Annotated in this window: 21 protein-coding genes and 3 pseudogenes; 11 read left to right on the forward strand and 13 right to left on the reverse strand. The window is 68.3% G+C overall.

The genetic code is table 11. The annotated features are described in order from the left end of the window. From ACFVYN_RS25280 to ACFVYN_RS25295, 4 genes are all read right to left on the reverse strand, one after another. A partial coding sequence (locus ACFVYN_RS25280; protein WP_390002102.1) for an NADP-dependent oxidoreductase occupies nucleotides 1-933 on the reverse strand: 933 nt, incomplete at its 3' end. Between the two features lie 96 nt (nucleotides 934-1,029). Further along, nucleotides 1,030-1,605, reverse strand: a complete 576-nt coding sequence (locus tag ACFVYN_RS25285) for an NAD(P)H-dependent oxidoreductase (protein WP_390002104.1) — start codon at nucleotides 1,603-1,605, stop codon at nucleotides 1,030-1,032. A 937-nt stretch (nucleotides 1,606-2,542) separates the two neighbouring features. Then, nucleotides 2,543-2,719 carry a hypothetical protein gene (locus ACFVYN_RS25290; RefSeq protein WP_390002106.1) on the reverse strand — a complete coding sequence of 59 codons (177 nt, stop codon included), beginning with the start codon at nucleotides 2,717-2,719 and terminating at the stop codon, nucleotides 2,543-2,545. Nucleotides 2,720-2,792: 73 nt separating this feature from the next. After that, nucleotides 2,793-2,915 carry a hypothetical protein gene (locus tag ACFVYN_RS25295; RefSeq protein ID WP_390002108.1) on the reverse strand — a complete coding sequence of 41 codons (123 nt, stop codon included), beginning with the start codon at nucleotides 2,913-2,915 and terminating at the stop codon, nucleotides 2,793-2,795. Between the two features lie 304 nt (nucleotides 2,916-3,219). Here ACFVYN_RS25295 and ACFVYN_RS25300 point away from each other — a divergent pair, with 304 nt between their 5' ends. Then, the gene (locus tag ACFVYN_RS25300; RefSeq protein WP_390002109.1) at nucleotides 3,220-3,582 is read left to right on the forward strand and encodes a hypothetical protein; all 363 of its coding nucleotides are present in this window, start codon (nucleotides 3,220-3,222) and stop codon (nucleotides 3,580-3,582) included. Between the two features lie 552 nt (nucleotides 3,583-4,134). Further along, on the forward strand, nucleotides 4,135-5,409 hold the full coding sequence (locus ACFVYN_RS25305; protein ID WP_390002110.1) for an IS701 family transposase: 1,275 nt from the start codon (nucleotides 4,135-4,137) through the stop codon (nucleotides 5,407-5,409). Nucleotides 5,410-6,113: 704 nt separating this feature from the next. On the opposite strand, the gene ACFVYN_RS25310 is transcribed toward ACFVYN_RS25305, so the two are convergent. From ACFVYN_RS25310 to ACFVYN_RS25335, 6 genes are all read right to left on the reverse strand, one after another. After that, nucleotides 6,114-6,314, reverse strand: a complete 201-nt coding sequence (locus ACFVYN_RS25310) for a hypothetical protein (protein ID WP_390002112.1) — start codon at nucleotides 6,312-6,314, stop codon at nucleotides 6,114-6,116. A gap of 243 nt (nucleotides 6,315-6,557) precedes the next feature. Further along, entirely contained in the window at nucleotides 6,558-7,703 is a 1,146-nt protein-coding gene (locus ACFVYN_RS25315; protein ID WP_390002114.1) for an ArsR/SmtB family transcription factor, read from the reverse strand. Nucleotides 7,704-8,095: 392 nt separating this feature from the next. Beyond that, nucleotides 8,096-9,001: a hypothetical protein gene (locus ACFVYN_RS25320; RefSeq protein WP_390002116.1), complete on the reverse strand. Its 906-nt coding sequence runs from the start codon at nucleotides 8,999-9,001 to the stop codon at nucleotides 8,096-8,098. 20 nt (nucleotides 9,002-9,021) lie between these two features. Further along, nucleotides 9,022-10,308 (reverse strand): hypothetical protein, encoded by a 1,287-nt coding sequence (locus tag ACFVYN_RS25325; protein WP_390002118.1) that lies wholly within the window; start codon nucleotides 10,306-10,308, stop codon nucleotides 9,022-9,024. 20 nt (nucleotides 10,309-10,328) lie between these two features. Beyond that, the gene (locus ACFVYN_RS25330) at nucleotides 10,329-10,598 is read right to left on the reverse strand and encodes a hypothetical protein (RefSeq protein ID WP_390002120.1); all 270 of its coding nucleotides are present in this window, start codon (nucleotides 10,596-10,598) and stop codon (nucleotides 10,329-10,331) included. 822 nt (nucleotides 10,599-11,420) lie between these two features. Further along, nucleotides 11,421-11,624 (reverse strand): hypothetical protein, encoded by a 204-nt coding sequence (locus ACFVYN_RS25335; RefSeq protein ID WP_390002122.1) that lies wholly within the window; start codon nucleotides 11,622-11,624, stop codon nucleotides 11,421-11,423. 77 nt (nucleotides 11,625-11,701) lie between these two features. Here ACFVYN_RS25335 and ACFVYN_RS25340 point away from each other — a divergent pair, with 77 nt between their 5' ends. Continuing rightward, entirely contained in the window at nucleotides 11,702-13,339 is a 1,638-nt protein-coding gene (locus tag ACFVYN_RS25340; protein ID WP_390002124.1) for a serine hydrolase, read from the forward strand. Between the two features lie 355 nt (nucleotides 13,340-13,694). Here the strand turns inward: ACFVYN_RS25340 and ACFVYN_RS25345 are convergent. Then, nucleotides 13,695-14,491 (reverse strand): annotated as a pseudogene (locus ACFVYN_RS25345) (transposase); the annotation flags it as partial. Between the two features lie 156 nt (nucleotides 14,492-14,647). Here ACFVYN_RS25345 and ACFVYN_RS25350 point away from each other — a divergent pair. Continuing rightward, on the forward strand, nucleotides 14,648-15,247 hold the full coding sequence (locus tag ACFVYN_RS25350; RefSeq protein WP_390002126.1) for a YdcF family protein: 600 nt from the start codon (nucleotides 14,648-14,650) through the stop codon (nucleotides 15,245-15,247). A gap of 20 nt (nucleotides 15,248-15,267) precedes the next feature. Here ACFVYN_RS25350 and ACFVYN_RS25355 read toward each other — a convergent pair. After that, nucleotides 15,268-16,085 (reverse strand): IS5 family transposase gene (locus ACFVYN_RS25355; RefSeq protein WP_390002128.1). Its coding sequence is split into 2 segments (ribosomal slippage): nucleotides 15,268-15,743 and nucleotides 15,743-16,085, totalling 819 coding nucleotides; the frame shifts between segments, so codons are not numbered across the junction. 357 nt (nucleotides 16,086-16,442) lie between these two features. On the opposite strand from ACFVYN_RS25355, the gene ACFVYN_RS25360 reads away from it, so the two are divergent. The 5 genes and pseudogenes from ACFVYN_RS25360 (at nucleotide 16,443) to ACFVYN_RS25380 (ending at nucleotide 19,526) form a co-directional block, all read left to right on the forward strand. After that, complete coding sequence (locus ACFVYN_RS25360) at nucleotides 16,443-17,573, forward strand: GMC family oxidoreductase (protein ID WP_390002130.1); 1,131 nt, start codon at nucleotides 16,443-16,445, stop codon at nucleotides 17,571-17,573. 300 nt (nucleotides 17,574-17,873) lie between these two features. Further along, entirely contained in the window at nucleotides 17,874-18,059 is a 186-nt protein-coding gene (locus ACFVYN_RS25365; protein ID WP_390002235.1) for a winged helix-turn-helix domain-containing protein, read from the forward strand. Between the two features lie 3 nt (nucleotides 18,060-18,062). Further along, nucleotides 18,063-18,317: pseudogene (locus ACFVYN_RS25370) on the forward strand (DDE endonuclease); the annotation flags it as partial. A gap of 250 nt (nucleotides 18,318-18,567) precedes the next feature. Beyond that, nucleotides 18,568-18,786 (forward strand): annotated as a pseudogene (locus ACFVYN_RS25375) (IS110 family transposase); the annotation flags it as partial. 95 nt (nucleotides 18,787-18,881) lie between these two features. Next, nucleotides 18,882-19,526 (forward strand): transposase, encoded by a 645-nt coding sequence (locus tag ACFVYN_RS25380; protein WP_390002131.1) that lies wholly within the window; start codon nucleotides 18,882-18,884, stop codon nucleotides 19,524-19,526. A 115-nt stretch (nucleotides 19,527-19,641) separates the two neighbouring features. On the opposite strand, the gene ACFVYN_RS25385 is transcribed toward ACFVYN_RS25380, so the two are convergent. Continuing rightward, on the reverse strand, nucleotides 19,642-20,538 hold the full coding sequence (locus ACFVYN_RS25385; protein WP_390002236.1) for a helix-turn-helix domain-containing protein: 897 nt from the start codon (nucleotides 20,536-20,538) through the stop codon (nucleotides 19,642-19,644). 120 nt (nucleotides 20,539-20,658) lie between these two features. Here ACFVYN_RS25385 and ACFVYN_RS25390 point away from each other — a divergent pair, with 120 nt between their 5' ends. Further along, the gene (locus ACFVYN_RS25390; protein ID WP_390002133.1) at nucleotides 20,659-21,357 is read left to right on the forward strand and encodes a DsbA family protein; all 699 of its coding nucleotides are present in this window, start codon (nucleotides 20,659-20,661) and stop codon (nucleotides 21,355-21,357) included. Further along, the coding region (locus ACFVYN_RS25395; RefSeq protein ID WP_390002136.1) for a nuclear transport factor 2 family protein at nucleotides 21,357-21,670 on the forward strand (314 nt) is incomplete at its 3' end. The genes ACFVYN_RS25390 and ACFVYN_RS25395, both read left to right, overlap by 1 nt.

A 21,670-nucleotide genomic window follows, 5' to 3' on the forward strand; every position in this document is an offset into this window, starting at 1 on the left:
GGGGATGACGATGACCTTGCCGTGCACGGTGCCTTCGGTGGCCCGGGCGTGGAGCGCCGGGAGTTCGGCCAGTGGTACCCGTTCGGCGACGTCGACGCGCAGTTCGCCGTTGTCGGTCAGTGCTACCAGCTGGGCCAGTTGGGCGGCGTCGCTGCGGACGAAGAGGTTGATGCCGCGCACGTTGCGCTCTTCGTCGCTGGGGGCGGGCATCCACACCGTGGTGTTCACGAGGACACCGCCGTCACGGACCAGGGTGATGAGGGCGGCCAGTTGTTCCGGGGCGACCGGTGCGAGGTTGAGGACGACGTCGACCGGTTCGGTCACCGCCGTGGTCACGCTCGTGGTGGTGTGGTCGATGACCTCGTCGGCGCCGGCCGAGGTGACTGCCTGGCTGCTGCGCGGGCCGGCCGTGGCGATGATGTGGGCGCCGGCGTTCTTGGCCAGCTGGATGGCGTAGCTGCCGACGGCTCCGCCGGCTCCGTTGATCAGTACGCGTTGTCCGGCCGTCAGCTTGGCGTGGTCGAACAGTGCCTGGTGGGCGGTCAGGCCCACCAGCGGGAGTGCGGCGGCGTCGGCCAGGGGGACGCTCTTGGGGGCCGGGGTCAGGGCGTCGGCGGGTGCGAGGACGTATTGTGCGGCGGCTCCGGTGCCGTCCATCGGCAGGAAGCCGATGACGTCGTCGCCGATCGCGATGGTGTCGACGTCCTCGCCGAGCGCGTCGACCGTTCCGGCGACGTCGATGCCGGGGGTGTGGGGCAGCTGTACCGGTATGGGGCCCTGCATGAAGCCGCCGCGGATGTTGCCGTCGACGGGGTTGAACGAGGTCGCGGCGACGCGGATGCGGACCTGCCCGGTCCCGGGGGCGGGCTGTTCGATGTCCTCGTAGCGCAGGACGCTCGGGTCGCCGTACTCGTGGAAACGTACTGCCTTCATGGGGTTCTCACCTTCGTTGCGATCGATGGTGCTTCGAATTCGAAGCACTTGTTGAGGACAGTACATCTGCTTCGAATTCGAAGCAAGTGTTGTCGGTCACTGCCGGTGCGAACGCATCGCCACAGCGAGTTCGACGGCGGCCCGGTCGATGCAGGCGCGCAGTCGCGCCGCGTCGCTGTGCGCCGTGGCCTGCCAGTCGGCGGGGCCCGCGGCGACGACCGTGGGCACGAGTGCGGCGTGCACGTCGGTCAGGCGCCTGCGCATCGCCTGCACAAGGTCGGGTGGCTGCCGACGGGAGTAGCTGTCGAGCGCCAGCAGTACCGGCATGCCGGAGAGGACTTTGTCCCCGAGGACGGCGAAGAACGAGTCGAACACCTCGCTCGGGGATGCGGCGAGCACCGGGGTCGCCACCACCAGCCCGTCGGCCGTCACGACCGCCGCGACCGCCTCCCGCAGGTCGAGGCTGGCGCGGCCCCGGGCGGAGTGCTGGGCCAGGTCGGCCGCCAGCCGGTGCAGCTCCAGCACCTCCACCTCGGCGCGCGCACCACCGGCCGCCAGTGACCGGCACACGGCCTCCGCGACCCAGTCCGCGAGCAGGCGGGTCGAGCGCCCGTGACCGACGCCGGCGCACAGGACGGCCAGAGACACCGGGCTCCACGCGGCGGTGCTCATCCCGGCATCGTGTTCATGGCTTCCGCCGTACGGCCGGGCTGTCGCGCCGTCACCGCGGAGGGCCGAGGACGACGTTGCGGGAGACAGGGGATGTTCATGGCCGCTCCTCGGGATCTGTGGGCGGCGGCGCCGTCCTTCTGCTCGTAACCCTGCGCCGCGCCACTGCCCGAACTCCATGCTCTGCGGTGCTCAGCCGGGCCCAACACTGCCCACACCATGTGCTCACGAGGTCACGACATCGGACCGGGAGGGCCTCATGCCCGCCCGCTCCACCGCCCGGGATGGAACCTGGGTCGGCAGAGAAGTTCAGTTCCAGCTCCGCATGCGGTGCTGGCCGTATAGGGGTTGGTTGGCCGCCCATGGGGTTGCGCGGACTCTCATGCGCTGAGGGCTTGGGCATGGGCGGCGGCCAGCTCGTTGCAACTGCGCTGGTCGGCAGAGGTGATGAGGATCAGCGGTTCGGGAGCCGCTGTCCACCGGTGGCCATCCGCCAGTCGAGAGCGGCACGGCCGGTGACCGGATCGAGGACGCATCCTCTGAGGCCTGCCATGCGGCTGAGGCCTGCCATGCGGCGGGAATCCCGTCGGGGCTCGGTACGGGGACCAGGATCCGGTGCCCATCGCGGACGATCAAAACGGCCTGTGCGGCCGTCGTGGAACTGCGCGCTGGCCACCCTCGGCGGCCCCTCGCAGCAGGCTCGGCCCCACCCTGGCTGGGGCAAGTCACCTGGATGCTCCGTGGCGTACAGCCTGACTCGTCCGCCGCTCGGGTCTGTCGTCGGACAGACCCCTCGTACGCCGATGGCGACGACCCGCGGGAGCGGGACCATGCATGCATGTCCAGCCCCGCGACTTGAGCCTGATCGTGGGCATCGTCGAGACCCGGCTGAGTCCCACCACTGAGTCGCCACTGGCCGACGGCGTACGAAGGTGACCTTTCAGGCCTGGCCCTCCGCCGGTGCGGTGGTGGGATGTCCGGGCTCGGGAGTGCGGTCCTTCAGTGCTGTCTCGCGGATGAACAGAGTCAGTACGAGGCCGAGCAGGGCGGCGGGAGCTGTGAACAGGAACAGGTCGGCGATGCCGTCCCCGTAGGCGCTCGTGACGACGGTGCGCAACGGCTCGCGGAGCTTGCCACTGCTGAGGGACCGGTGACGGTCTTCTGCTTGCCGCTGGGCGTGTAGGTGTAGCTCATGGTGGTTGCGTGCCCTCAGGCTTGGGGCTGGCGTACTCACGGCGCTCGACCGTCCGGCCGAGTGCGTTGGTCACGACCGCGCCGGCCTGGCCGCCCGTCGGAGCGCTGGTGGTGACCATGTCACCGGTGTACTCCTGCAATGGAACAGGTTCCGGTTACCCGGCCTGCCCCGGCATGATGGGCGAGAACGGCGACGCCGCGGTCGCCAAGGAGATCCTCCTTTATCGGCTGCGGCTGGATTCCCATCGTGGGCGCTCTTTGCGCGCCGGATGGGTGGCTCGCCGTCGGCGTCGTAGAGGTAGCTCGTCTCCGCTCTTGCACCGATCCACGTACGTCAAGGTCCAGCAGGACAAGAAGGCCTACCGTATTCCGTTGGCCGGTAACCCCGCACTGGACAAGTGAGAAGAGTAAGGAACACAGGCCATGAAGGATTGGGAGGACGACGAATACTGCCTCTTCATCAACGGCGGAGAGGCAGCGGACCTCTGGGCCGTGCTCGCCGACTGGACCAAGAGCGAGGACGAGGAGGAATGGAAGGAACACATTCCGCGTTTCGCCCGGCTTATCGGCTGCTGGCAGCGGCTCGGCTTCATCAAGGTGTTCCGATCGGAGGTATGGCCCGCGGACACCGAGGGTGAGGAGGTGACGGGGCAGGACCTCGACGACGTCCTGGCCGATCCTCGCAGCTGGGAGTACGCCGAGGAGCCGACCCGCTGGATCTGCGTGGCCTCGGGGGACCGGGACATCCGCGAGCTGGAGGAAGGCATGTGTGACAGCGCGTCGTGACCGGCCCGTCTTGACGTGAGGGCTCCGTCCGGGGATTCCCGGATCACCGGACGGAACCCTACGTTCGTGCTCTGTATCGGCGGCACAGCCGAAGTCAGCCCCCACGGCGGTCACCGGTCCGGGGCTGTGATCACGGCGACCACGATCGCCTGCAGAGCCGGGGTACGGCGCTGGTAGCGCATGGTGAGCCCTCGACCTGCTCGACGACCATGACCTCCGCACACTGGGCAACGCTCCGGACAACCGACTTCAAGCTTCACGGTCTTGAGTCAGCAGCGCCCTCATCCGCTGCGTGGCCGCCACCAGTTGCTGTCCAAGGGGGGCAAGCCCATCCAGCAGAGGCGTGCCAGACGAATCAGCGATCGGCACCCGTTTCGCCGACCCTGCCCAAGCTGGGCCCTCAACGGTAGAGCGTCCAGGTGCATTCCTGATGGGCGCATCCTGCTCCGGTGCTGGTGGTGCCTCGGGAGGCGTGACGACCCATGACCACAGCCAGCTAGTAGGACTCCGTTAGGTCTTTCCGTCGGTGGTGTTGAGCGGCATGGTGGGTGGGTGGACGCACATGAAGTGAACCGTGCTCGGGCGAAGTTGGCGTTATTCGTCGCTGATGTGTTCGCGTCGGTGCCGCGCAAGGATCAGCAGGCGAAGAGCGACTGTTATCTGCGGGGACTGATGGTGGACGGGCGGCGCAAGTCCATCCAGGCCATGGCCTCGCGGCTGCCGGACGGCAACGAGCAGAACCTGCAGCAGTTCGTGAACCAGTCGACGTGGGATCCGGTGCCGGTGCGGCGGCGGATCGCCCAGCGGATGGTGCCGCTGATCGGCCCGGATGCCTGGGCGGTGGACGATGTGTCGTTTCCCAAGGACGGGAAGATGTCGGTGGCGGTCGCGCACCAGTACTGCGGAGCCTTGGGCAAGCAGGCCAACTGCCAGGTCGCGGTGAGCGTGCACGCGGTCTCCGACACCGCGTCCTGTCCGCTGCAGTGGCGCCTGTTCGTGCCCCAGGAGTGGGCGCACGACCCGGCCCGCCGACGCAAGACGGGGGTCCCTGAGGAGATCGGGCACCGGGAGAAGTGGCGCCTGGCCTTGGATGTCCTGGACGAGTTGGCCGGTTGGGGTCTCGTCCCGCCGGTGGTGGTGGCTGATGCCGGCTACGGGCAGAACGCCGACTTCCGCGACGGGCTGGAACGTCGGAGCATCGGCTACGTGGTGGCGATCCGCTCGGACGTGACCGTCCACCCGCACGATGCCGTGCCCACTGCCCCGCCCTGGTCCGGCAACGGCCGCAAGCCCCAGCCCCGCTACCGCGACAAGCCGTCCCCGGTGGCCGCGCTCGTGGCGGACCAGGGGCGGCAGGCCTTCACCGAGGTGACCTGGCGGGAAGGCTCCCGCGGGCCGATGCGTTCGCATTTCCTGTCCCTGCGGGTGCGGCCGGCCGGGGTCAGGTCCCGACGCCTCGCCCAGGCCGCCGCCACAGACGAAAACTGCTGGGACGGCGTCCTGCCCGACGTCACGCTGCTGGTCGAATGGCCCGCCGCCGCCGAGGCGCCCACCGGCTACTGGCTGTCCAACCTGCCCGACACGCTCTCCCTCGCCGAACTGGTCCGACTGGCGAAGATCCGCTGGCGCATCGAGCACGACTACCGGGAACTCAAGCACGGCCTGGGCCTGGACCACTTCGAGGGCCGTTCCTGGACGGGGTGGCATCACCACGTCACCCTGGTCACCGCCGCCCACGCGTTCCTCACCGAACAGCGCCTGGCCCCAAAAGCCGATACAGCGGACTCACCCTCTACCAGATCCTCGACACCATCCAGGACCTGCTGAACTGCTGGACCGGCACCTGCACCACCTGCCACCGCCCCCTGCCAAGAACATCCACCACCAGCCCGAACCCAAGAGCCAGAGCAACTTAACGGAGTCCTACTAGAGATCTTTAATGGCTGGGGTTACGGGGGTCGGAGGTCGAGCCCGGCCAAGCGACCAGACCCCCCTCGACCGGATCGAGTTCTGGCGCGCCCGGCGGCAGCTGGTGGACAGTCAGCCATAACCGGGCCGCGATCGGCTCCCGCATGGTGCGGCTGACGCACTCAGGTACTGCGTCACCTGGTCCCGGCTGAAGGCCCGCGCGACGCTCAACGCGATGGTCTTGGCCGGGGTGCCGTTGCGAAACTCGCGTGTGATGGCGTCGATCAACGCGCGCTTCTTCGCTCAGATAGTTCTCGAGTTCCACCCCAATGTCCATGCGGCACACGCTGCCGAGCGGGCTGAATCACGTCGAGACTGAATTCAGTCTTACCTTTCGATCGAAAGCCGCCGGCGGGCACGCACCCGGAGGCATGAAACCCGAGCGTCAACTCACTTCAGGGGAGCCGCACCCAAGGGCTCGCCGCCGACCCGCGGTGAGTTGGGCTGGCGCCGCGCATCCTGTCGGCGAGGGGAGGCGGGTGCGGGCGCCCTGGTGGTCCCAGCTTTGGTCCCCGGGCCGGCGAAGCGGAAGTGGCCTTGGGAACAACCCCGAGGGTGGCCGCCTACTGGTAGCAGCCGTTGGCGCACAGCACGGTGACCGTGCCGCTCTCGTGGGTCGCTGTGGAGCCGGTGTCGTGGGTCGTGGCCGCGGGGGTCGTGGTGGTCTCCAAGGGTATGGGGGCGGCCATGGCCTGGGGGGCTATGGCGGTGAAGACCGCGGTGCTCATGAACACGGCGGCGATCGCGTACTTGCGTAGACGCATCTGGACTCCTTCGACGATGGCGGGCCCTTGGGGTTCGGCGGCCGGCACACTCCGCGGGCGGCCTGCCACGGCCGGCTGCCGGTCTCACTCTGGGGTCTGCCGGACAAACAGGTCCCGTTGCTGCGGTCGATCTCCTGGTTCCGCAACGTACGTTCCGCCGACGTTCCTGGCCATGGTTTCGAAGACCATCGAAACGTGCCCGGTCGAGGAGTTGCCTCCCGGTGTCGGCCCGGGTCGTTCCCGTCAGATGAGGGGGCTTTGGCCCAGCAGGGCGAGGCCCAGTGACGTGGCCGTGTGGAGGGCCGCCTTGCCTTCGCGTCGGGTGGTGATCAGGCGAGCGTTGCGTAGTGTGGTCGTATGGTGACTCACGGTCGCCGGTGAGATGTGCAGGCGGCGGGCCAGCTCCGTGGTGCCGCATCCGCCGACGGCCGCCCTCAGCACTGCGGCCCTGGTGCGTCCCAGCAGGTCGTCGAGTGAGGGGGCGGTGGACTCGACGCCCTCCCACAGCGTGGTGTCGAGCGAGGTCCCACTGAGACTGGGGACAGCCAGAACGGGTGCCCGGTCCGGGTCCAGCGGCGGGTACAGAAGTTCCACCTGCCGGGTTGAGAACATCGTCGGCGCAATGACGAGACCTCGTCCGTTCAGGTGGATGTCCGCATCACGTGTGTGGACCACTTCGAGCACGGGCGGCCGCCAGCGGACCAACGAACCGCACAGTGTGGTGAGGAGCTGCTCGACCCCGCCGTCGGCCATCGTGGTCACGTACCCGGCCCGGACCTCCCTCAGATGGGAGTGCACCCTGCTCCAATAGGGGGCGATGGTGACGGTGTGGCAGGCTCGGAGTGCCGTGGCCACCTGGAGGCGAGCTTCACGGTCGCCGTCCACCAGGTTTCGGGCCCAGGAGCGGTGGGTGGGGTGGAAGTCGAGGTTCTCCAATTCGAGGCGCATCAGGGCGCGGGGAGCCGCCATCAGGTTGTCCACCGCCTCGTCGATGGACGCCGTGTCTCCCATGAGGCTCGTCGCGTCGATCAGCGGTCCCCGTATGGGCATCAACGCGGCAAGTGGTCCGGCCTGTTGGCCCAGCCGCCCACGTACCGATATGTGCCAGCGCCGAAAGGTGATACTGGCGTCGCGGTCCTTCAACAGCTTCAGAGTATCGAGAGTTTCCGCCGCCACGCCGATCGTCGTAGCCACGCGGGTCCGCGCCAGGTCCTCCGCCGTGAAGTGGATGCGTTTCACCGAGCCCCCGTTCTGCGCGTCACCGTTCGGCCCACGGCAGTCTCGCTTCCGGACGGGAGCCACGCAATGAACAATCAGGCCATGGCCGATAAGCCCCATGGCAGCGAACGATTCGGTCCCCGGCCTGCAGCGCGGCGGGCTGACCCGCATCGCTGTGAAGGGCGGGGACTCATCGATGCCGACCAGGTCCCCAGGCAGCTCTCCCTCGATGACGCCAGGGAGAACCGCCTGTCCGGGGAAACCGCCGTCGACCGCGTCCGCGACAAGTTCGGGCCCGGCGTCATCGGTCCGGCTGCCCTCTTCCGCCGCGCCTCACAACCCCCACCCGATCTGCTCCCGCTGGAGGTAGATCTGTGCTGCTCGACCCGCCAGGACCGCGCGGCACATCCCCGACCCCGCTTGCACCGGCCGCATTGTGGCCACGGGCAGCAGCCCGGACAGCGCGGTTGGCTGCCGTGGCACCCACGTCCCTCCTCACACCGCATGCCTGGCCCACCCGCCGGACGCCAGCCATGACGCCTCCCTACACCCCGACCGGATGATCAGAAGGACGGGCAGTTGTACTGCGTAGCCAGGGGCACCGTGACGCAGTAGGTACTGCCCGCCGCCGATTGCGGAACGGGGAAGACGGCGGTGCGCGAGCGGGGCATCACGACGCTGCCCAGCTGTCGGACGAGGGTCGCCTGGTCGCTCGCCCCGCCAGCCAGGCTGTATAGCCCGATGGGAATCGTGTCTCCCTGCTTGAAACCGTCGACGACCAGTCGGCGCTTGCTCTCACCGCGCAACCGTGCCCGTTCAGGGTTCGTCGGTACGGCAACCGACTGCCTGAACGAGGCGGTGGTGCTGCCCTGGGTGGCGCTGATGGTGAAGTGCCCCGCTGCCGCCAGGCTTTCACGGGCGGCGGACTGCGGGACGAAGTCCCAGGTCTCACTTTGCATCACGCCAGTGCCGATGTCGTACACCCGCAGTCGCGCACCGTTGAAAAGCGACTCCGGAGGCTCGTACCGGTCGAAGGTGAGCTTGCCGTCGGTGGGCTGCGCGGTGGTGGTGTAGCCGTGGCGGCCGTCAGAGACGGTGACGGTGATCGCTCCGTCGGCCGTGAAGCCGTGCAGGCACAGCGCGTTCTCGTCATTGAACACGAGGCTGCTGGGGCCCTGGATTGTGCTCATCCATACGGCGGGCGAGGTGGCGAACTCCGCAGGCAGAGAGGAAAGGTCTCGCTTGCATTCGGGGGCGTCGCCGTCGCCTGCCGCGAGGTTTCTGAACTTCCCCGGCAGTTTCGGGCCCTTGTGCGGCTTGGGTTTGCGTGCGCCTGCGGCTTGTCGGCTCTCCGCGGCGCTTCGTGCTGTCGTGTTCGTTCGACGTGTGGCGTCCTGGGTCGCCGAGCCGCATCCAGCGGCGGTGATGGACAGCAGCACCAGCCATCCGGCTAGTTGTCGACGCTCCATCAGGGTTTCCTTTCATGCGCTCACTGTGGGCTCCCGGACCCGCACCGCGCGCGGGCCTGGTTTTTGCGCCGGTCCAGGAACTTGCGGTCCGCCTCATAGCCCTGTCGGCTCGCGGCGCCGGTGCGGATGGCGTTACGCATTTGGTCGAGAGAATCCCGCGCGGCTTGGTCTCCGGTGACCGGGTCGCACCGTTCGAACGCCCAGGCGGCCAGCCATGCCAGCCACTGGGCGCGCACGACGAAACGGCTCTCCAGCACGAGTGCCTGCCGCATGCCGGAGATCGCGGCGTCCAGGCGTCCTCGGTCCGCCTCGCGCTGGGCGGCGATGGAGGCGGCCAGCGCCTTGAGTTCGCGAACGCCTACGCCGGGCCCTGCGGCGCGGACCCGCCGCACAACGGCATCGACGGTGCCGTCGTCGCTGGTGAGGCCCGCATTGATCCGGCAATACTCCACCTGGGCCAGGTTGACCGCGGCCTTGAGGCGGCCCAGCGTGGTGAACTTCGCGTCGGACATCAGCCGCCGGAGGGTGGAGGTGACGCCGGCGATGTCCGAGTCACGCAGGGCTCCGGGAGCGCAGTCCGTCGCCGTCTCCGCACGCAGATAAATGTTGCCGGCCAAGCTGAGCTGTGCCCGGAGCCAGATGGGAGAGTCTGCCGGGATGGCCCGGTAGTCGGCGCCGGCGGCCTCCAGTGCGGAACGCGAAGCCTCCTGCCCGTTGACAGTGGTCTGCTCCAGGGCGTGGCCCCGGAACAGGTGGACGAGGTCCGAGGTGACGAATCCGGTGCCGGAGTCCAGGTCCGACGTCCCTTTGCCGGGCAGCAGCCGGGCGAAGCCGGCTACGGCTTCGGTGGTACGGCCTGATTGCCAGGCGTCCAGGGCGGAGGTGAACTGGGCAAGACCGCTGGCTTGCCGGACCAGCTCGGCCACCAGGGCGTTGCGGCTGTGGGCGAGCCCGAGGCTCTGGTCCGCGGGGACCGGTTGGCTGGTGTACCAGCCGACGAGTTCCGGGGCGTCGGGCACCTGGTCGGCGCGGACATACACAGCCGGGCGCACGTTGATCTGCCCGCCGGAACCGGGGCTGACGATGCCGCCGACGAGGATGGCGGCATTGGACTGGACGACAAACTTCCGGGTGCGGCTGTCGAGGCGGCGATGATCGCCATGGAGCAGTTCGCTCAGCGGAAGCTCGTACTCCGTTGCGTAGTCGTGTACGACTGTGCCCTTGGGAAGGGCCCGGGCAAAGGTCGAGGAGACATCGTCCAATAGCTGCTGGTCTTGCCCGGAGCCGCGGTCCTTGAAGCCGACCACAGCCACGTCCTGAGGACCGGTCAGCCGGTGCAACGGGGCGGTGGTGCCTGGAAGCGCAGGAGTACCACGACCCCGCCGACAAACACACAACCGATCACGACTGCGTACGTGGCGCGCCGCCACCGGGGCACCTCGGCCAGTTTGTCCCGCAGAAGCTGGGTGACGGACCCCAGAAAGCCGGTCAGGCCGACCAGGACACCGATGAGGGTCGCTGCCCGGCCGGGTTTTGCGCCCAAGGCGTTGGCCAGAGTGAGGGATGCCGCCAGAGCCAAGCTGATACCGGCCGCCACCACCCAGATCCTTGCGCCGCCCTGGGTACGATTTGTGCTATTTGGTGAATTTTCTTCCATCCCGTCGCATATTAAGGGCGCCGACTGGTGATGGCCCGTAGGCGCTACCGGCCACCAGGGGAGTCTGAGCATGTTCCGGAATCAGAGATGTCGGACCACGCGTCTTTGGCGCGTTCTTCGGGGCGGTCGTTTCCTGGGTTGGCCCGAATGTCGGGCAGCAGACAGGCCATCCTGCTGCGCCGCGTGTGGGTGCTGGTCTCCTTCCGCCCGGCGCGTGGCTGTCTGGGCGGAAGCGGGGCGCTGTCCCTCCGGTGGCTTTTCTCAGCACCAGGAGGCCGACGTTGCCTTCCAGACCTGGAAGGTGGGACGCCAGGAGAAGCGTGCAATTCCTGGTGCGCCTTGCGGGAGCGTCGCAACGGTCAGTACGACTTCGCCTGCGCAGCGACTGAATGGTGCTCGGTCGGTTTGCTGACTGGAGGGTCGCTCGGACTGGTGCTTCCGACGGGGGGGGAAGTGGGGGAGGCCGCGCCTGCCACGCCGTTGCAGCCGGTTCTGAAGCCGCTCGAACGCGAGCCGTCCGGACTCCCACACGATCAATTCCCCGTCCAGCGCCGCGGAATCCGGCAACTGCCTGCTCCCGGCCCTTGATCTCCGGGAACGACGCGAGCAAGTCCGTGCCCCTCCGCGAGCGCAGCACGACATGACCGGCCTCCACCGAGACCAAGGCGCGCCACCCGTCCCATTTCGGCTCCCCCGCTCACCCCGACAGCAGAGCCGGGTCGGACACAGGGGCGGCGAGCATCGGTTCCGGCAGCGTCCACGTCACAGCCCCATGCCCTCCACCCGGTCTGTCCGTCCGCAAACCGAGCGGCGCATGCACACCCGAATACCGGCCCGGCCATGAGCCCGGCCACGGCTGGTCAGCCGGATGCGGCCACCCGCCCGCCCGCAGCGCTGCGAGCCGGGCTGTCGGCGCAGGTCCAGGAAGAGGCGCAGCCGGACGCCGAACTCGCTCTGGGCCGGCATCGTGACGGCGCACGCCGGATACCCGAACGGCCTGGCAGGGCGCGACGAGCGCCGCGGGAGAGGTTCCCATGGAAGACATGTCCCGACTCGACACCGCATGCCCCCGCCCCCTTCGCTCCGCCGCGGCACTGGGCCTGGTCGCGGCGCTGGCCGTCGGCTGTACCGGTTCCGATGCCGATATCACCGCCGCGGTCGGCCGTGCGGCCGTCGGGACGTCGCCGCTGCCCACCGTCCCACCTGCCCAGCCACCGTCACAGCTCACCCGGGCGGAGGTCGAGACCGCTGTGGGCCGGCTGGACGACGTCGTACGGGACGCCATGCACCGTACCGGCGTGCCCGGTGTCGCCGTGGGTGTGGTGCACAACGATGAGGTGGTGTATCTGAAGGGGTTCGGCTTGCGGAACGCGGGCACGAAGGACCGGGTCGGACCGGACACCGTCTTCCAGCTCGCCTCGGTCTCCAAGCCCATCGCGTCCACCGTGGTCGCCGCGGCCGTGGGCGAGAAGACCGTCGGCTGGGACGACCCGGCCGTCAAGTACACCCCCGGCTTCGCGCTGAAGGACCCGTGGGTCACCCGGCATGTCACGCTGGCCGACCTGTTCTCGCATCGCAGCGGACTGCCGGACCACGCCGGAGACGTCCTGGAGGACCTCGGTTACGACCGCTCGTACATCCTGGACCACCTCCGCTACGAACCGTTGGCTCCCTTCCGGGCCCACTACGCGTACACCAACTTCGGGCTGACCGAAGCCGCGGTCGCCACTGCGCAAGCGGCGGGGACCAGCTGGGAGAAGCTGTCCGCCGACAAGCTGTACCGGCCGCTCGGCATGGACTCCACCAGCTCTTCCTTCGCCGACTACGAGAAGGCGGGCAACAGGGCTGACTTGCATGTGAGGACCGGGGACACCTGGCGGGCCGAGCACGTGCGCGACGCGGACGCCCAGAGCCCGGCGGGCGGGGCCAGCTCCACGGCCCGGGACATGACGAAGTGGCTGCGCCTGCAACTGGGCAACGGCACGTTCGAGGGGCGGCAAGTCGTCGACGCCGATGCGCTGGAGCAGACCCACGTGCCCCACGCGGTCTCCCAGCCGCCGCACTCGCCCGCGGGCAAAACCGGGTTCTACGGCCTCGGCTGGAACGTGAGCTACGACGACCAGGGCAGGCTGAGGCTCGGCCACTCCGGCGGCTTCGCGCTGGGGGCGGCCACCAGCGTCACGTTGTTGCCCTCGGAGAAGCTCGGCATCGTCGTCCTGACCAACGGAGAGCCCATCGGCGTGCCCGAGGCGATCTCCGCCACGTTCCTCGACACCGCGCAGACGGGCGGGCCGACCGTCGACTGGCTGAAGTTCCTCGGGCCGATCTTCCAGCAGGCCCTGCAGGGGGAACGCTCGAAGGTGGACTACAGCAAGCCTCCGGCCTCGCCCGCACCTGCCAAGGCAGACAGCGCCTACACCGGAACGTACGCCAATGACTACTACGGCCCGCTGACCGTCAGCGCCCAAGGGGGCGAACTCACCATGCAACTCGGGCCCAAGAAGCAACGGTTCGTCTTGCGCCACTACGCAGGTGACACCTTCAGCTACAGGACCACCGGCGAGAATGCCGTCGGCCTGTCCGGCGTGACCTTCACCGTCGGGTCCGGGGGACGCGCCGACAAGGTCCGGGTCGAGAACCTCGACACGAGCGGTCTCGGCACCTTCACGAGGAAGGACTAGGTCTGTGGTCCGGGGACGTTGGTGACGGGGTGTCGGTGTCGACGCCTGCCGTACGTCGGCCGAGACCTCCGTCCATCCCAACCTCACCGTGACCGAGGCCAAGACCGCGTCGGAAGGTGGTTGCCAGAGCTGACGCCACCGCTGGCTCAGGACCCTTCACGCCGGAGGATGATCCATCCCTCGGCAAACAACGGACAGAACAAAAACCTCGTCCACAACTTGGGCTTTCCCGCCCACCCGGGCAGCGGAGCCGGGTCGGCCTCAGGGCCGGCGAGTATCGGTTCCGGCAGTGTCCACGTCACAGCCCCATGCCTTCCACCCGGTCTGTCCGTCCGCAAACCGAGCGGCGCGTGCACTTCCGACCACGGGCCCGACCATGAGCCCTACCGCCGCTGGTCAGCCGGCCGTTGAACGCAGCGAGATCCGTGCGGAGGGAATGTCTGCCCGGCCGGTCCTGTTGTTTAAAGCGTGGGAGTGAAGGGGACAGTGTCACCGCCCGTGCACCCGCACCTTCTCCAGGACGGGGATGAGCTGCGGGCTGTCCGCTGCCTGGCCCGCGGTAAGGACGAACGCCAATGGGCGGCATTTCCGGTCGGCGGCCACGTGGACCTTGCGGGTCTGCCCGCCCCTGGAGCGTCCGAGGAGAGCGGCCTTCAGCCTGAGTTTCTGCCGTCGCCGGATGCGTCGTCGTTCTTCCCAAGCGGGGTCGCCTTCGGCGTCCTGCCCGTTTCGTTCTTCGAGGCCGCCCCTTTTGTCCTGGCCTTCCCCTCTTCGGCGGCGGCCTTCTCCGAAGCGGTGATGACGTCCTCGGCAAGGTGCATCCCGGCCGCGTCGTGGTGGGCCCGCGCGGTGGTGGAGTCGATGCTGACCAGGGACAGGTCCACCTCACCCCGCTTCGCTGCTTCCGTGATCAGACCCTCCAGCAAGTCCTCGAAGACCCCGGCATCACGCCATTGCCGGAAGCGGTTATGGACGGTCGACCAGGCACCGAACTCCGTCGGCATCTCCCCGCCACTGCCCGCCCGTCCTGAACCGCCAGATCATCCCCTCGAACTGCTGCCGCAGTCGCCCGGGGTACGGACCGTACTCACCGATCGGCAGGTACGGCTCGATGAACTCCCACTCTGTGTCGGCCAGTTGCGCTCGCGTCAGGTAAGACGGTCTATCGGACCGAACCGTGCCAGGAAGGCATATCCCGCAAATTGATCACGACTCGATACGCGCCCTAAGAACTCCTAACAGAATGCGTCGTCTGTAGCGTGGCTGGTTCCTTCGCGGCCCGATACCAAGGTGTCCTAGAGTCGCCGCATGCGGCGAAGGACGGGACTGGCGATAGCTGGGGTTGCAGCCCTGGCCTGGGGCGAGTGGTTGAACTGGCGCTGGTCTCGAGCGCTCGTGGGGAGTAGCGGGGGCGCCTCCGCGGCCGTGGTGGTGTTGGGGTACCGGAATCCCCAAGCGACGGCGAACTTGATCAACCGATGGCGAGTCCGTGCTGGAATCCGCTCCATCGCCGCTGACGGTGCAAATGGGACCTGCGTGATCTTCAGCGGCGGTGCGACCAGCAGCGGCGCCACGGAGGCCCAGCTGATGGCTGACTACGCGAAGTCGGTGCTTGAGTTCGACGGCACGGTGCTCCTCGAAGACCAGAGCGCGACGACGTGGGAGAACATCACGAACGTGATCCCACTGCTTGAAGACGTGCATCGCATCAAGATCGCCTCCCAGCCAGCTCATGCGCTCAAGGCCCGTGCGTACTTACGGCGGCAGCGCCCCGATCTTGCAGAGAGGCTGGTGCGCGCGGATGACTACCGCCCTGGCGAATGGATGGTCGTCAAACCGTTGTTGGCTCTGTACGGACTTTGGACACTCCGCGGCCTCAAGGCCGACGAGCGGAAGGTCTCGCTGTAGACAGCCGCTGTCGCTTGGTCTCACGCATGGTGGTTCCTGAGCCGGCGCCAGCAGATGATGCTGCACCCTAGAGTGAGGAGGGATTCGTGGATGTCGTCGCGGATCTCCCAGCGGATCCGCAGTCGGCGGAACCAGTGCAGGTGGGCGAATGCACGCTCCACGACCCAGCGTTCGGTGCCCAGGCCGGAGCCGTGCTCGGTGCCGCGGCGGGCGATCAGCGGTTTCACGCCGAGATCCCAGACTAGACGGCGGTATTTGTCGTGGTCGTAGCCGCGGTCGGCCAATAGCACGTCCGGGCGCCGTCGGGGCCGGCCGCGCTTGCCTCGCACCGGCCGCACAGCTTGCAGAAGCGGGATGAGCTGGGTGACGTCGTTGCGGTCGCCGCCGGTCAGGGTGACGGCGAGTGGGATGCCGGTGGCGTCGGTGATCAGGTGGTGTTTGCTGCCCGTCCTGCCCCGGTCGACGGGGCTTCGTCCGGTCTTGGAGCCCCCTTTAACGCTCGGATATGAGAGCCGTCGACCGCCGCCCGGGAGAAGTCCAGGGCGTTCGCGCTGCGGAGCTTGGCCAGGAGCAGAACATGCAGTCGGCGCCATACCCCGGCCTCGGTCCACTCGGCCAGGCGGCGCCAGCAGGTCATGCCCGAGCCGAAGCCGAGCTCCTGCGGCAGATGTTCCCAGGCGATCCCGGTGTGCAGCACGAACAGGATGCCCTGGAACACCAGCCGGTCCGGACGCCGCTTACGCCCAGGATGCCGGGCTCGACGCTCCACCTTCGGCAACAGCGGCTCGATCACCGCCCACAGCTCGTCGTCGACTTTCCACGGCTTCGGCCGCGCCACCCCGCACCCCCAGATCACCAGCTCCGGAGTGATCCAACCACCTCAGAGATCATTTCGTTAGGAGTTCTAAGCCCGGCTGGCGGCAGTGGCTGGCCGCCGAAGGAGAAGGCGCCGGCCGGGCACGGCTGGGTGAGGCCGGCGGTGGACGCCGGCCCGGATCTCCGCGGTGATCGCGCGGCCGTTCCTCAAGGCCATGGCGTGGTGTGGCTCCAACACCGGCTTGTGGCGGCCACGTTCCGATCGGACGGCGCCGTGGTTCAAGTGCCCGCTGCCTCGATCTTCCTAAGCTTCTGTTCCGAGACGTGCACACAAAAGACACGAAGAGATCTGTGCACATTTCCTGAAACCCTTTGGTACATGACCGGTTCCTTGATCGTTGAGCCCAGCTGTCTTTCTGAATCCGGCTGGTCGGACAAGGCTGCCGTGAGAAGCGGAGACATGATGAACAACCAGCCTTATGACTATGTCGTGGTGGGAGCGGGAACCGCGGGATGCGTGATCGCCTCTCGGCTCTCGGAACCCTCCGGCGTGCGTGTACTGCTGCTGGAGGCGGGAGCCCGCGACGCCACCGAGACCATGGCGTCTCCCTGGGGTTTCCTGGTGCCCGACCCGGCATCCCTGTGGCCGCACACCTCGACCGTGCCGGCCGGTACGGGCAGCGCAGTGGAACTGCGGCGCGGCAAGGCGCTCGGCGGATCGTCGAGCGTCAACGGCCTCCACCACCTGCGGGGGCACCGCTCCGGTTACGACGTCTGGCCCGGTCTCGGTGCTCCGGGCTGGGGTTTCGACGATCTGCTGCCCTACTTCCGCCGCAGCGAGAGCGCTCACGGCCGTGACACCACCCTGCGGGGCACCGACGGGCCGGTCGTGGTCGCCCCGGTGGCACAACCCCATCCCCTGACCGCGGCGTTTGTCGACGCTGCGGTCGAGGCGGGCTTCACACGCGCCGACGACATCAACAGCGGGCTGGAGACCGGGTTCGGGTGGAGTGACATGAATCTGCCCGGAGGCACGCGCCAGAGCGCGGCCGACGCCTACATCCGTCCGTTCCTCGACCGGCCGAACCTGGATGTCGTCACGGACGCGACCGTGCAGCGGCTGCGCACCACTGAGGGCCGCTGCACCGGCGTCGAGTACACCGTCGGCGGCGAGCACCGGTTCGTCGACACCACCGAAGTGGTGCTGACCGCGGGAGCCATCAATTCCGCACACCTTTTGATGCTGTCGGGGATCGGCCCGGCACGACACCTTGAGGATCACGGCATCGACATCGTCGTCGACCTGCCGGGCGTGGGCTCCCATCTGCAGGACCACCCGATGGTCGGCGTGGTGTACGAGACGACCGAGCCCGTCCCGTTCGTTCCTGCCAACCCGCCGAGCGAAATGATGGGCCTGCTCCACAGCGATCCCACCGCAGCCCGGCCGGACCTTCAGATCTTCTTCGTCCCCGCACCGCTCCCGACCGCCGAGCGGCGAGAGTCTCGTTAGCGGATCCGGTATCAGGCGGCCGAACGTTCACGCGCGGCGAGAAGACCGCGGTGATCGCGAAGGATCTGCGGGTGAGCGAGCGGTCGGTGGAACGCTGTCGGCGTACCTGGCGGGAGGGCGGGTTGGATGCGCTGGCTTCCACCGGACCGTCGATATTGCCCAGGCTGTCCGACGGTCAGTTCGCGGAGTTGGAGGAGGAGTTGGCCCTGGGGCCCGCCGAGCACGGCTGGGAGGACCAGCGGTGGGCCCTGGCACGGATCAGAGTCCTGATCGCCTGGAAGATTCCAGATCGCCTGTTCGATGGCGGCGGTACGGCGCCTGCTGCACGACCACGGCTGGGCCTGGCAGTCTCCCGCCCGCCGCGCGCTGGAACGGGACGAGCATGCAGTCGAACTGTGGAAGAAGGATGTGTGGCCGCAGAGGGAATGGCTGCGGCGGCGCTCGGGGCGTTCGTCGTGTTCGAGGACGACGCCGGGTTCTCGATGATGCCCGCCACGGGCCCGCACGTGGGGCCGGCGTGGCCACACGCCGGTGGTGCGGGTGCGGGGCCGGTCCTGGCGCCGCTGGTCGATCGCCGCCCTGTGCTGCTACCGGCCGGGCGAGGCACCCCGGCTGATCTACCGGCCGCGCCGCCACCGCAAGCACAAGGGCACAGGACGCGACAGCTTCTCCTGGCGTGACTACCGCGACCTCGTCGTCCGCGCCCACATCCAGCTCGGTGCCCCCATCGTGCTGGTCTGGGAATGTGAGAATGACGATGTCCCGTTCGAACCACGGTCTGGCTCGCTCTGGGACTGACCTTGCTGTCCAGAGAGTTGATCTGCCGGCCGTGGTGCGGACGGGCATGCCGACCCGGCGAACGGACGTGTCTCCATAGGGGCTTTCGTATTCAGCATCGTCACAGTCTTGACCGCCCGTATCCGTCGAGCCGGTTCACCCCAGCCGGTCCGGACGGAGGCACTCATGACAACGGCGTCGAGCAATCAGGGGTGCCTTGCTGGCCACACGCTCCTTCCCTGCAACCCGCGCGGGACATCTGGACCTGCTGGCATGGGCTTCCTCCTTCGGTTTGGTCGGCCGCGCCGGAGTGGAGGGCACGGGGTCGTACGGAGCATCGCTGTGCCGGTATCTGATGGCCCAGAACGTGCGGGTCATCGAGGTCGACCGCCCAGACCGTGCCACGCGTCGACGGCGTGGCAAGACCGACACCATCGACGCCGAAGCGGCAGCTCGTGCGGTATTGGCGGGCCGGCCCGCACCCACCCCAAGTACAGCGAAGCTGCTGTCGAAGAACTCCGGGTGGCCAAAATGGTCAAGGACCCCGCTGTCAGCGCCCGCACGCAGGCCATCAACCAGCTCAAAGCGATCCTGGTCCCCGCAGATCCTCTTCTGCGTGAAAGGCAGGAATCGTTGCGCAACCCGGCGCTGTTCGCCACTTGCGCCCAGCTCGACCCCGAGCACGGTGTGGTGCACCAGGCCCTGCAGCTGCTGGCGGTGCGCATCCGCCACCTGTCCGAGCAGATCAGCGCTCTCATGAAGCAGATCACCCTCATTGTCCGGTCTCTCAACTCGGACCTGTTCAAGGTCTTCGGGCTGGGGCCCGACAGTGCGGCAGCTCTGCTCATTGCTGCGGGAGAAAACCACAACCGCCTGACCAGCGAGGCGTCCTTCGCCGCCCTTTGCGGCGCGAGCCCCGTCAAGCATTCATCTGGTAAGAGCCGGCACCGCCGCCTCAACCGCGGTGGCAACCGGCAGGCGAACGCGGCGCTCTACCGCATCGTCCTCACACGCCTGCGACGCGAGGAACGAACCCAGCGCTACCTCCAACGACGCAGCACCGAGGGCAAGACCAAGCGTGAGGTCATCCGGTGTCTCAAGCGTTACGTGGCCCGAGAGATCTATCAGCACATTCGGGCCATCCCACTGCCACGACCGGAACCCGTGACCGGTTGACAGCACATAGGGGCATCTGTGAAGTGCTGGGACTGCGGGCACCGTAACCCGCTACGCGACCCTGGCCCGGAGTAGACGAATACGCGATCCCGGATGGCCTACGGCGACGGGCCGTTCACTGCGGGGAGTGCCCGCGGACCGTGTCGCGGAAGGCGATGGGGGTCTGTCCGGTGCCCCGGTGGAAGAACTTGCTGAAGTGCGTCGCGCTGGGGAAGCCGAGATGGTCGGCGATGCGGGCGGCACTCTGGTCGCTGTGGGCCAGGAGGCGCTTGGCCTCCAGGATCACGCGGCGGTCGATGAACTCCTTGGCGCCGAGCCCTGCGGCGGTGAGGGTGGCGCGGGAGAGCGTGCGGGGCGAGTAGCCGAGGGCCCGGGCATAGTCCTCCACGCGGCGAGTGCGGGCGAAGTCCTGTTCGACGGCGTCTCGGAAGCGCAGGTAGGTGGGGTCGGGTTCGGGGGCGGGCGAGCCGGCGGGCGCGGTCAGGTGAGTCAGGCGCAGCACAAGGACGGCCAGCAGGTGGCGCAGTGCTGAGGTGTGGACGTCCAGGGGCAGGCGTCCGAGTGCCTGGAACTCGATGCCGAGATGCTCGGCGGCGAGGCGCAGGGCCGCGGCATCGTCGGGCAGGGGGAGGCGCAGGACCGGGGCGTGCGGGTCCTGGGTGCGGGCGGCGTCGGCCGTGGCCGCATCGAGGAAGTCCGGGCGGAACAGGATCAGGGTTCCCTCGGCGCCGGTGAGGTCGCCCCACTGGTGGACCTGGCCGGGGCGAACCCAGAGCCAGGATCCCGGTTCGAGGGCGTAGCCGGTGAAGTCCACGGCGTGCCACAGGGTGCCGTCGGTGAGGGTGAGCAGGTGGTGGAAGTCCGGCCGCTGCGGTGTTGCGAGCTGGGCCGCGGTGGCCCGGTGGCGCAGATCGGCCAAGGACAGGACCTCGACCCCCGCAGGTGTTCCGGCGGGCGCGGTGAAAGCGATCTCGGGGATCTGCACCCTGCCATCATGTCGCTTTTTGGTCATCATGTGTCGCCAGCGTATCCGGCTGCCATCGGGTCTGCCTCATAGCTTGGAGGTATCGCTTCACGCGACGTCACACCGAGTGTCGAAAAAGCGTAAGGGCTGTAGGGAAGGAGGCATGCGATGGCCACAGCAGAGAACGTCCGGCTGACGTATGCCTTCGACGCGTACTGCCCCTGGTGCTACGGCTTCGGCCCGGCGTTGCGGTCCTTCGCCCAGGACAACGCCCACCCCATCCGGCTGCACATCCGGTCGGCCGGACTGTACACCGGCGCCCGGGCACGGCCGGTGTCGGCCTATCCGCGGATGGCCGAAGAGTGCGAGCGGGTCGCGCAGTTGACCGGAGTCGGCTTCGGAGCCGGATTCGCGCAGGCGCTGACCGACGGGACGACGGCCGCGGACTCCACCGCGGCGGCCGCCGGCCTGGCGGTGTTGTGCAGCCAGGCCGACGAGGTCGGCGTACCGCACCTGGCCGCGGCCGAGGCCGTACAGCAGGCATGGTTCGTCGACGGACGCAGCCTCGCCGATCCCGAGGTCTACCGCGACATCGCCGACGGTCTGGGCTTGGACGCGTCCAAGGTGCCGGCGGCGTACGCCTCGCGGGCACCTTGGGAGCAGGCCCGCGCCGACTTCCGCGCGCTACGTCGCCTGCACGTGAGCACCTACCCCACGCTCCTGCTGCACACCGCGCACGGCGCAGACCGGCTGGGCAGTGCGACGTCGACCGCCGCATCACTGACCGCGGCGCTCGACCAGTGCCTTGCCGCAGCGTTCCCCCGACCTTCTTCCCCCCAACCCCCTGTTCCCCAAGGAGAATTGTGATGAACGACGCCAAGAACGCCGTCCTGGCCGCCACCGGCGAACTGTTCGGCAAGAAGGACCCGGCCGCGGTCGACCGCTGGGCCGCTGCCGACTACACGCAGCACAGCGCCCTGGCCGCCGACGGCCCCGAGGCTCTGCGCGCGCTGGTCGCCTCCCTCGGTGACGACTTCCGTTACGAGGGTGCCCGGGTCATTGCCGACGGTGACCTGGTCGCCCTGCACGGCACGTACTACGGGTTCGGCCCCGACCCGCTGGTCGGCTTCGACATCTTCCGCGTCGACGCCGACGGCAAGCTCGCCGAGCACTGGGACGC

The organism is Streptomyces sp. NPDC058307 (genome assembly GCF_042880295.1).
Classification (GTDB): Bacteria; Actinomycetota; Actinomycetes; order Streptomycetales; family Streptomycetaceae; genus Streptomyces.

What these genes read in the sequence shown, in the direction of transcription:
- ACFVYN_RS25285 (WP_390002104.1), bottom strand. Translation starts at nt 1,605, where the DNA reads ATGAGCACCGCCGCGTGGAGCCCGGTGTCTCTGGCCGTCCTGTGCGCC.
- ACFVYN_RS25295 (WP_390002108.1), bottom strand. Translation starts at nt 2,915, where the DNA reads ATGGTCACCACCAGCGCTCCGACGGGCGGCCAGGCCGGCGCGGTCGTG.
- ACFVYN_RS25300 (WP_390002109.1), top strand. Translation starts at nt 3,220, where the DNA reads ATGAAGGATTGGGAGGACGACGAATACTGCCTCTTCATCAACGGCGGA.
- ACFVYN_RS25310 (WP_390002112.1), bottom strand. Translation starts at nt 6,314, where the DNA reads ATGCGTCTACGCAAGTACGCGATCGCCGCCGTGTTCATGAGCACCGCG.
- ACFVYN_RS25315 (WP_390002114.1), bottom strand. Translation starts at nt 7,703, where the DNA reads ATGCGGGTCAGCCCGCCGCGCTGCAGGCCGGGGACCGAATCGTTCGCT.
- ACFVYN_RS25320 (WP_390002116.1), bottom strand. Translation starts at nt 9,001, where the DNA reads ATGGAGCGTCGACAACTAGCCGGATGGCTGGTGCTGCTGTCCATCACC.
- ACFVYN_RS25335 (WP_390002122.1), bottom strand. Translation starts at nt 11,624, where the DNA reads ATGCCGGCCCAGAGCGAGTTCGGCGTCCGGCTGCGCCTCTTCCTGGAC.
- ACFVYN_RS25340 (WP_390002124.1), top strand. Translation starts at nt 11,702, where the DNA reads ATGTCCCGACTCGACACCGCATGCCCCCGCCCCCTTCGCTCCGCCGCG.
- ACFVYN_RS25350 (WP_390002126.1), top strand. Translation starts at nt 14,648, where the DNA reads ATGCGGCGAAGGACGGGACTGGCGATAGCTGGGGTTGCAGCCCTGGCC.
- ACFVYN_RS25360 (WP_390002130.1), top strand. Translation starts at nt 16,443, where the DNA reads ATGACCGGTTCCTTGATCGTTGAGCCCAGCTGTCTTTCTGAATCCGGC.
- ACFVYN_RS25365 (WP_390002235.1), top strand. Translation starts at nt 17,874, where the DNA reads ATGGCGGCGGTACGGCGCCTGCTGCACGACCACGGCTGGGCCTGGCAG.
- ACFVYN_RS25380 (WP_390002131.1), top strand. Translation starts at nt 18,882, where the DNA reads ATGGTCAAGGACCCCGCTGTCAGCGCCCGCACGCAGGCCATCAACCAG.
- ACFVYN_RS25385 (WP_390002236.1), bottom strand. Translation starts at nt 20,538, where the DNA reads ATGACCAAAAAGCGACATGATGGCAGGGTGCAGATCCCCGAGATCGCT.
- ACFVYN_RS25390 (WP_390002133.1), top strand. Translation starts at nt 20,659, where the DNA reads ATGGCCACAGCAGAGAACGTCCGGCTGACGTATGCCTTCGACGCGTAC.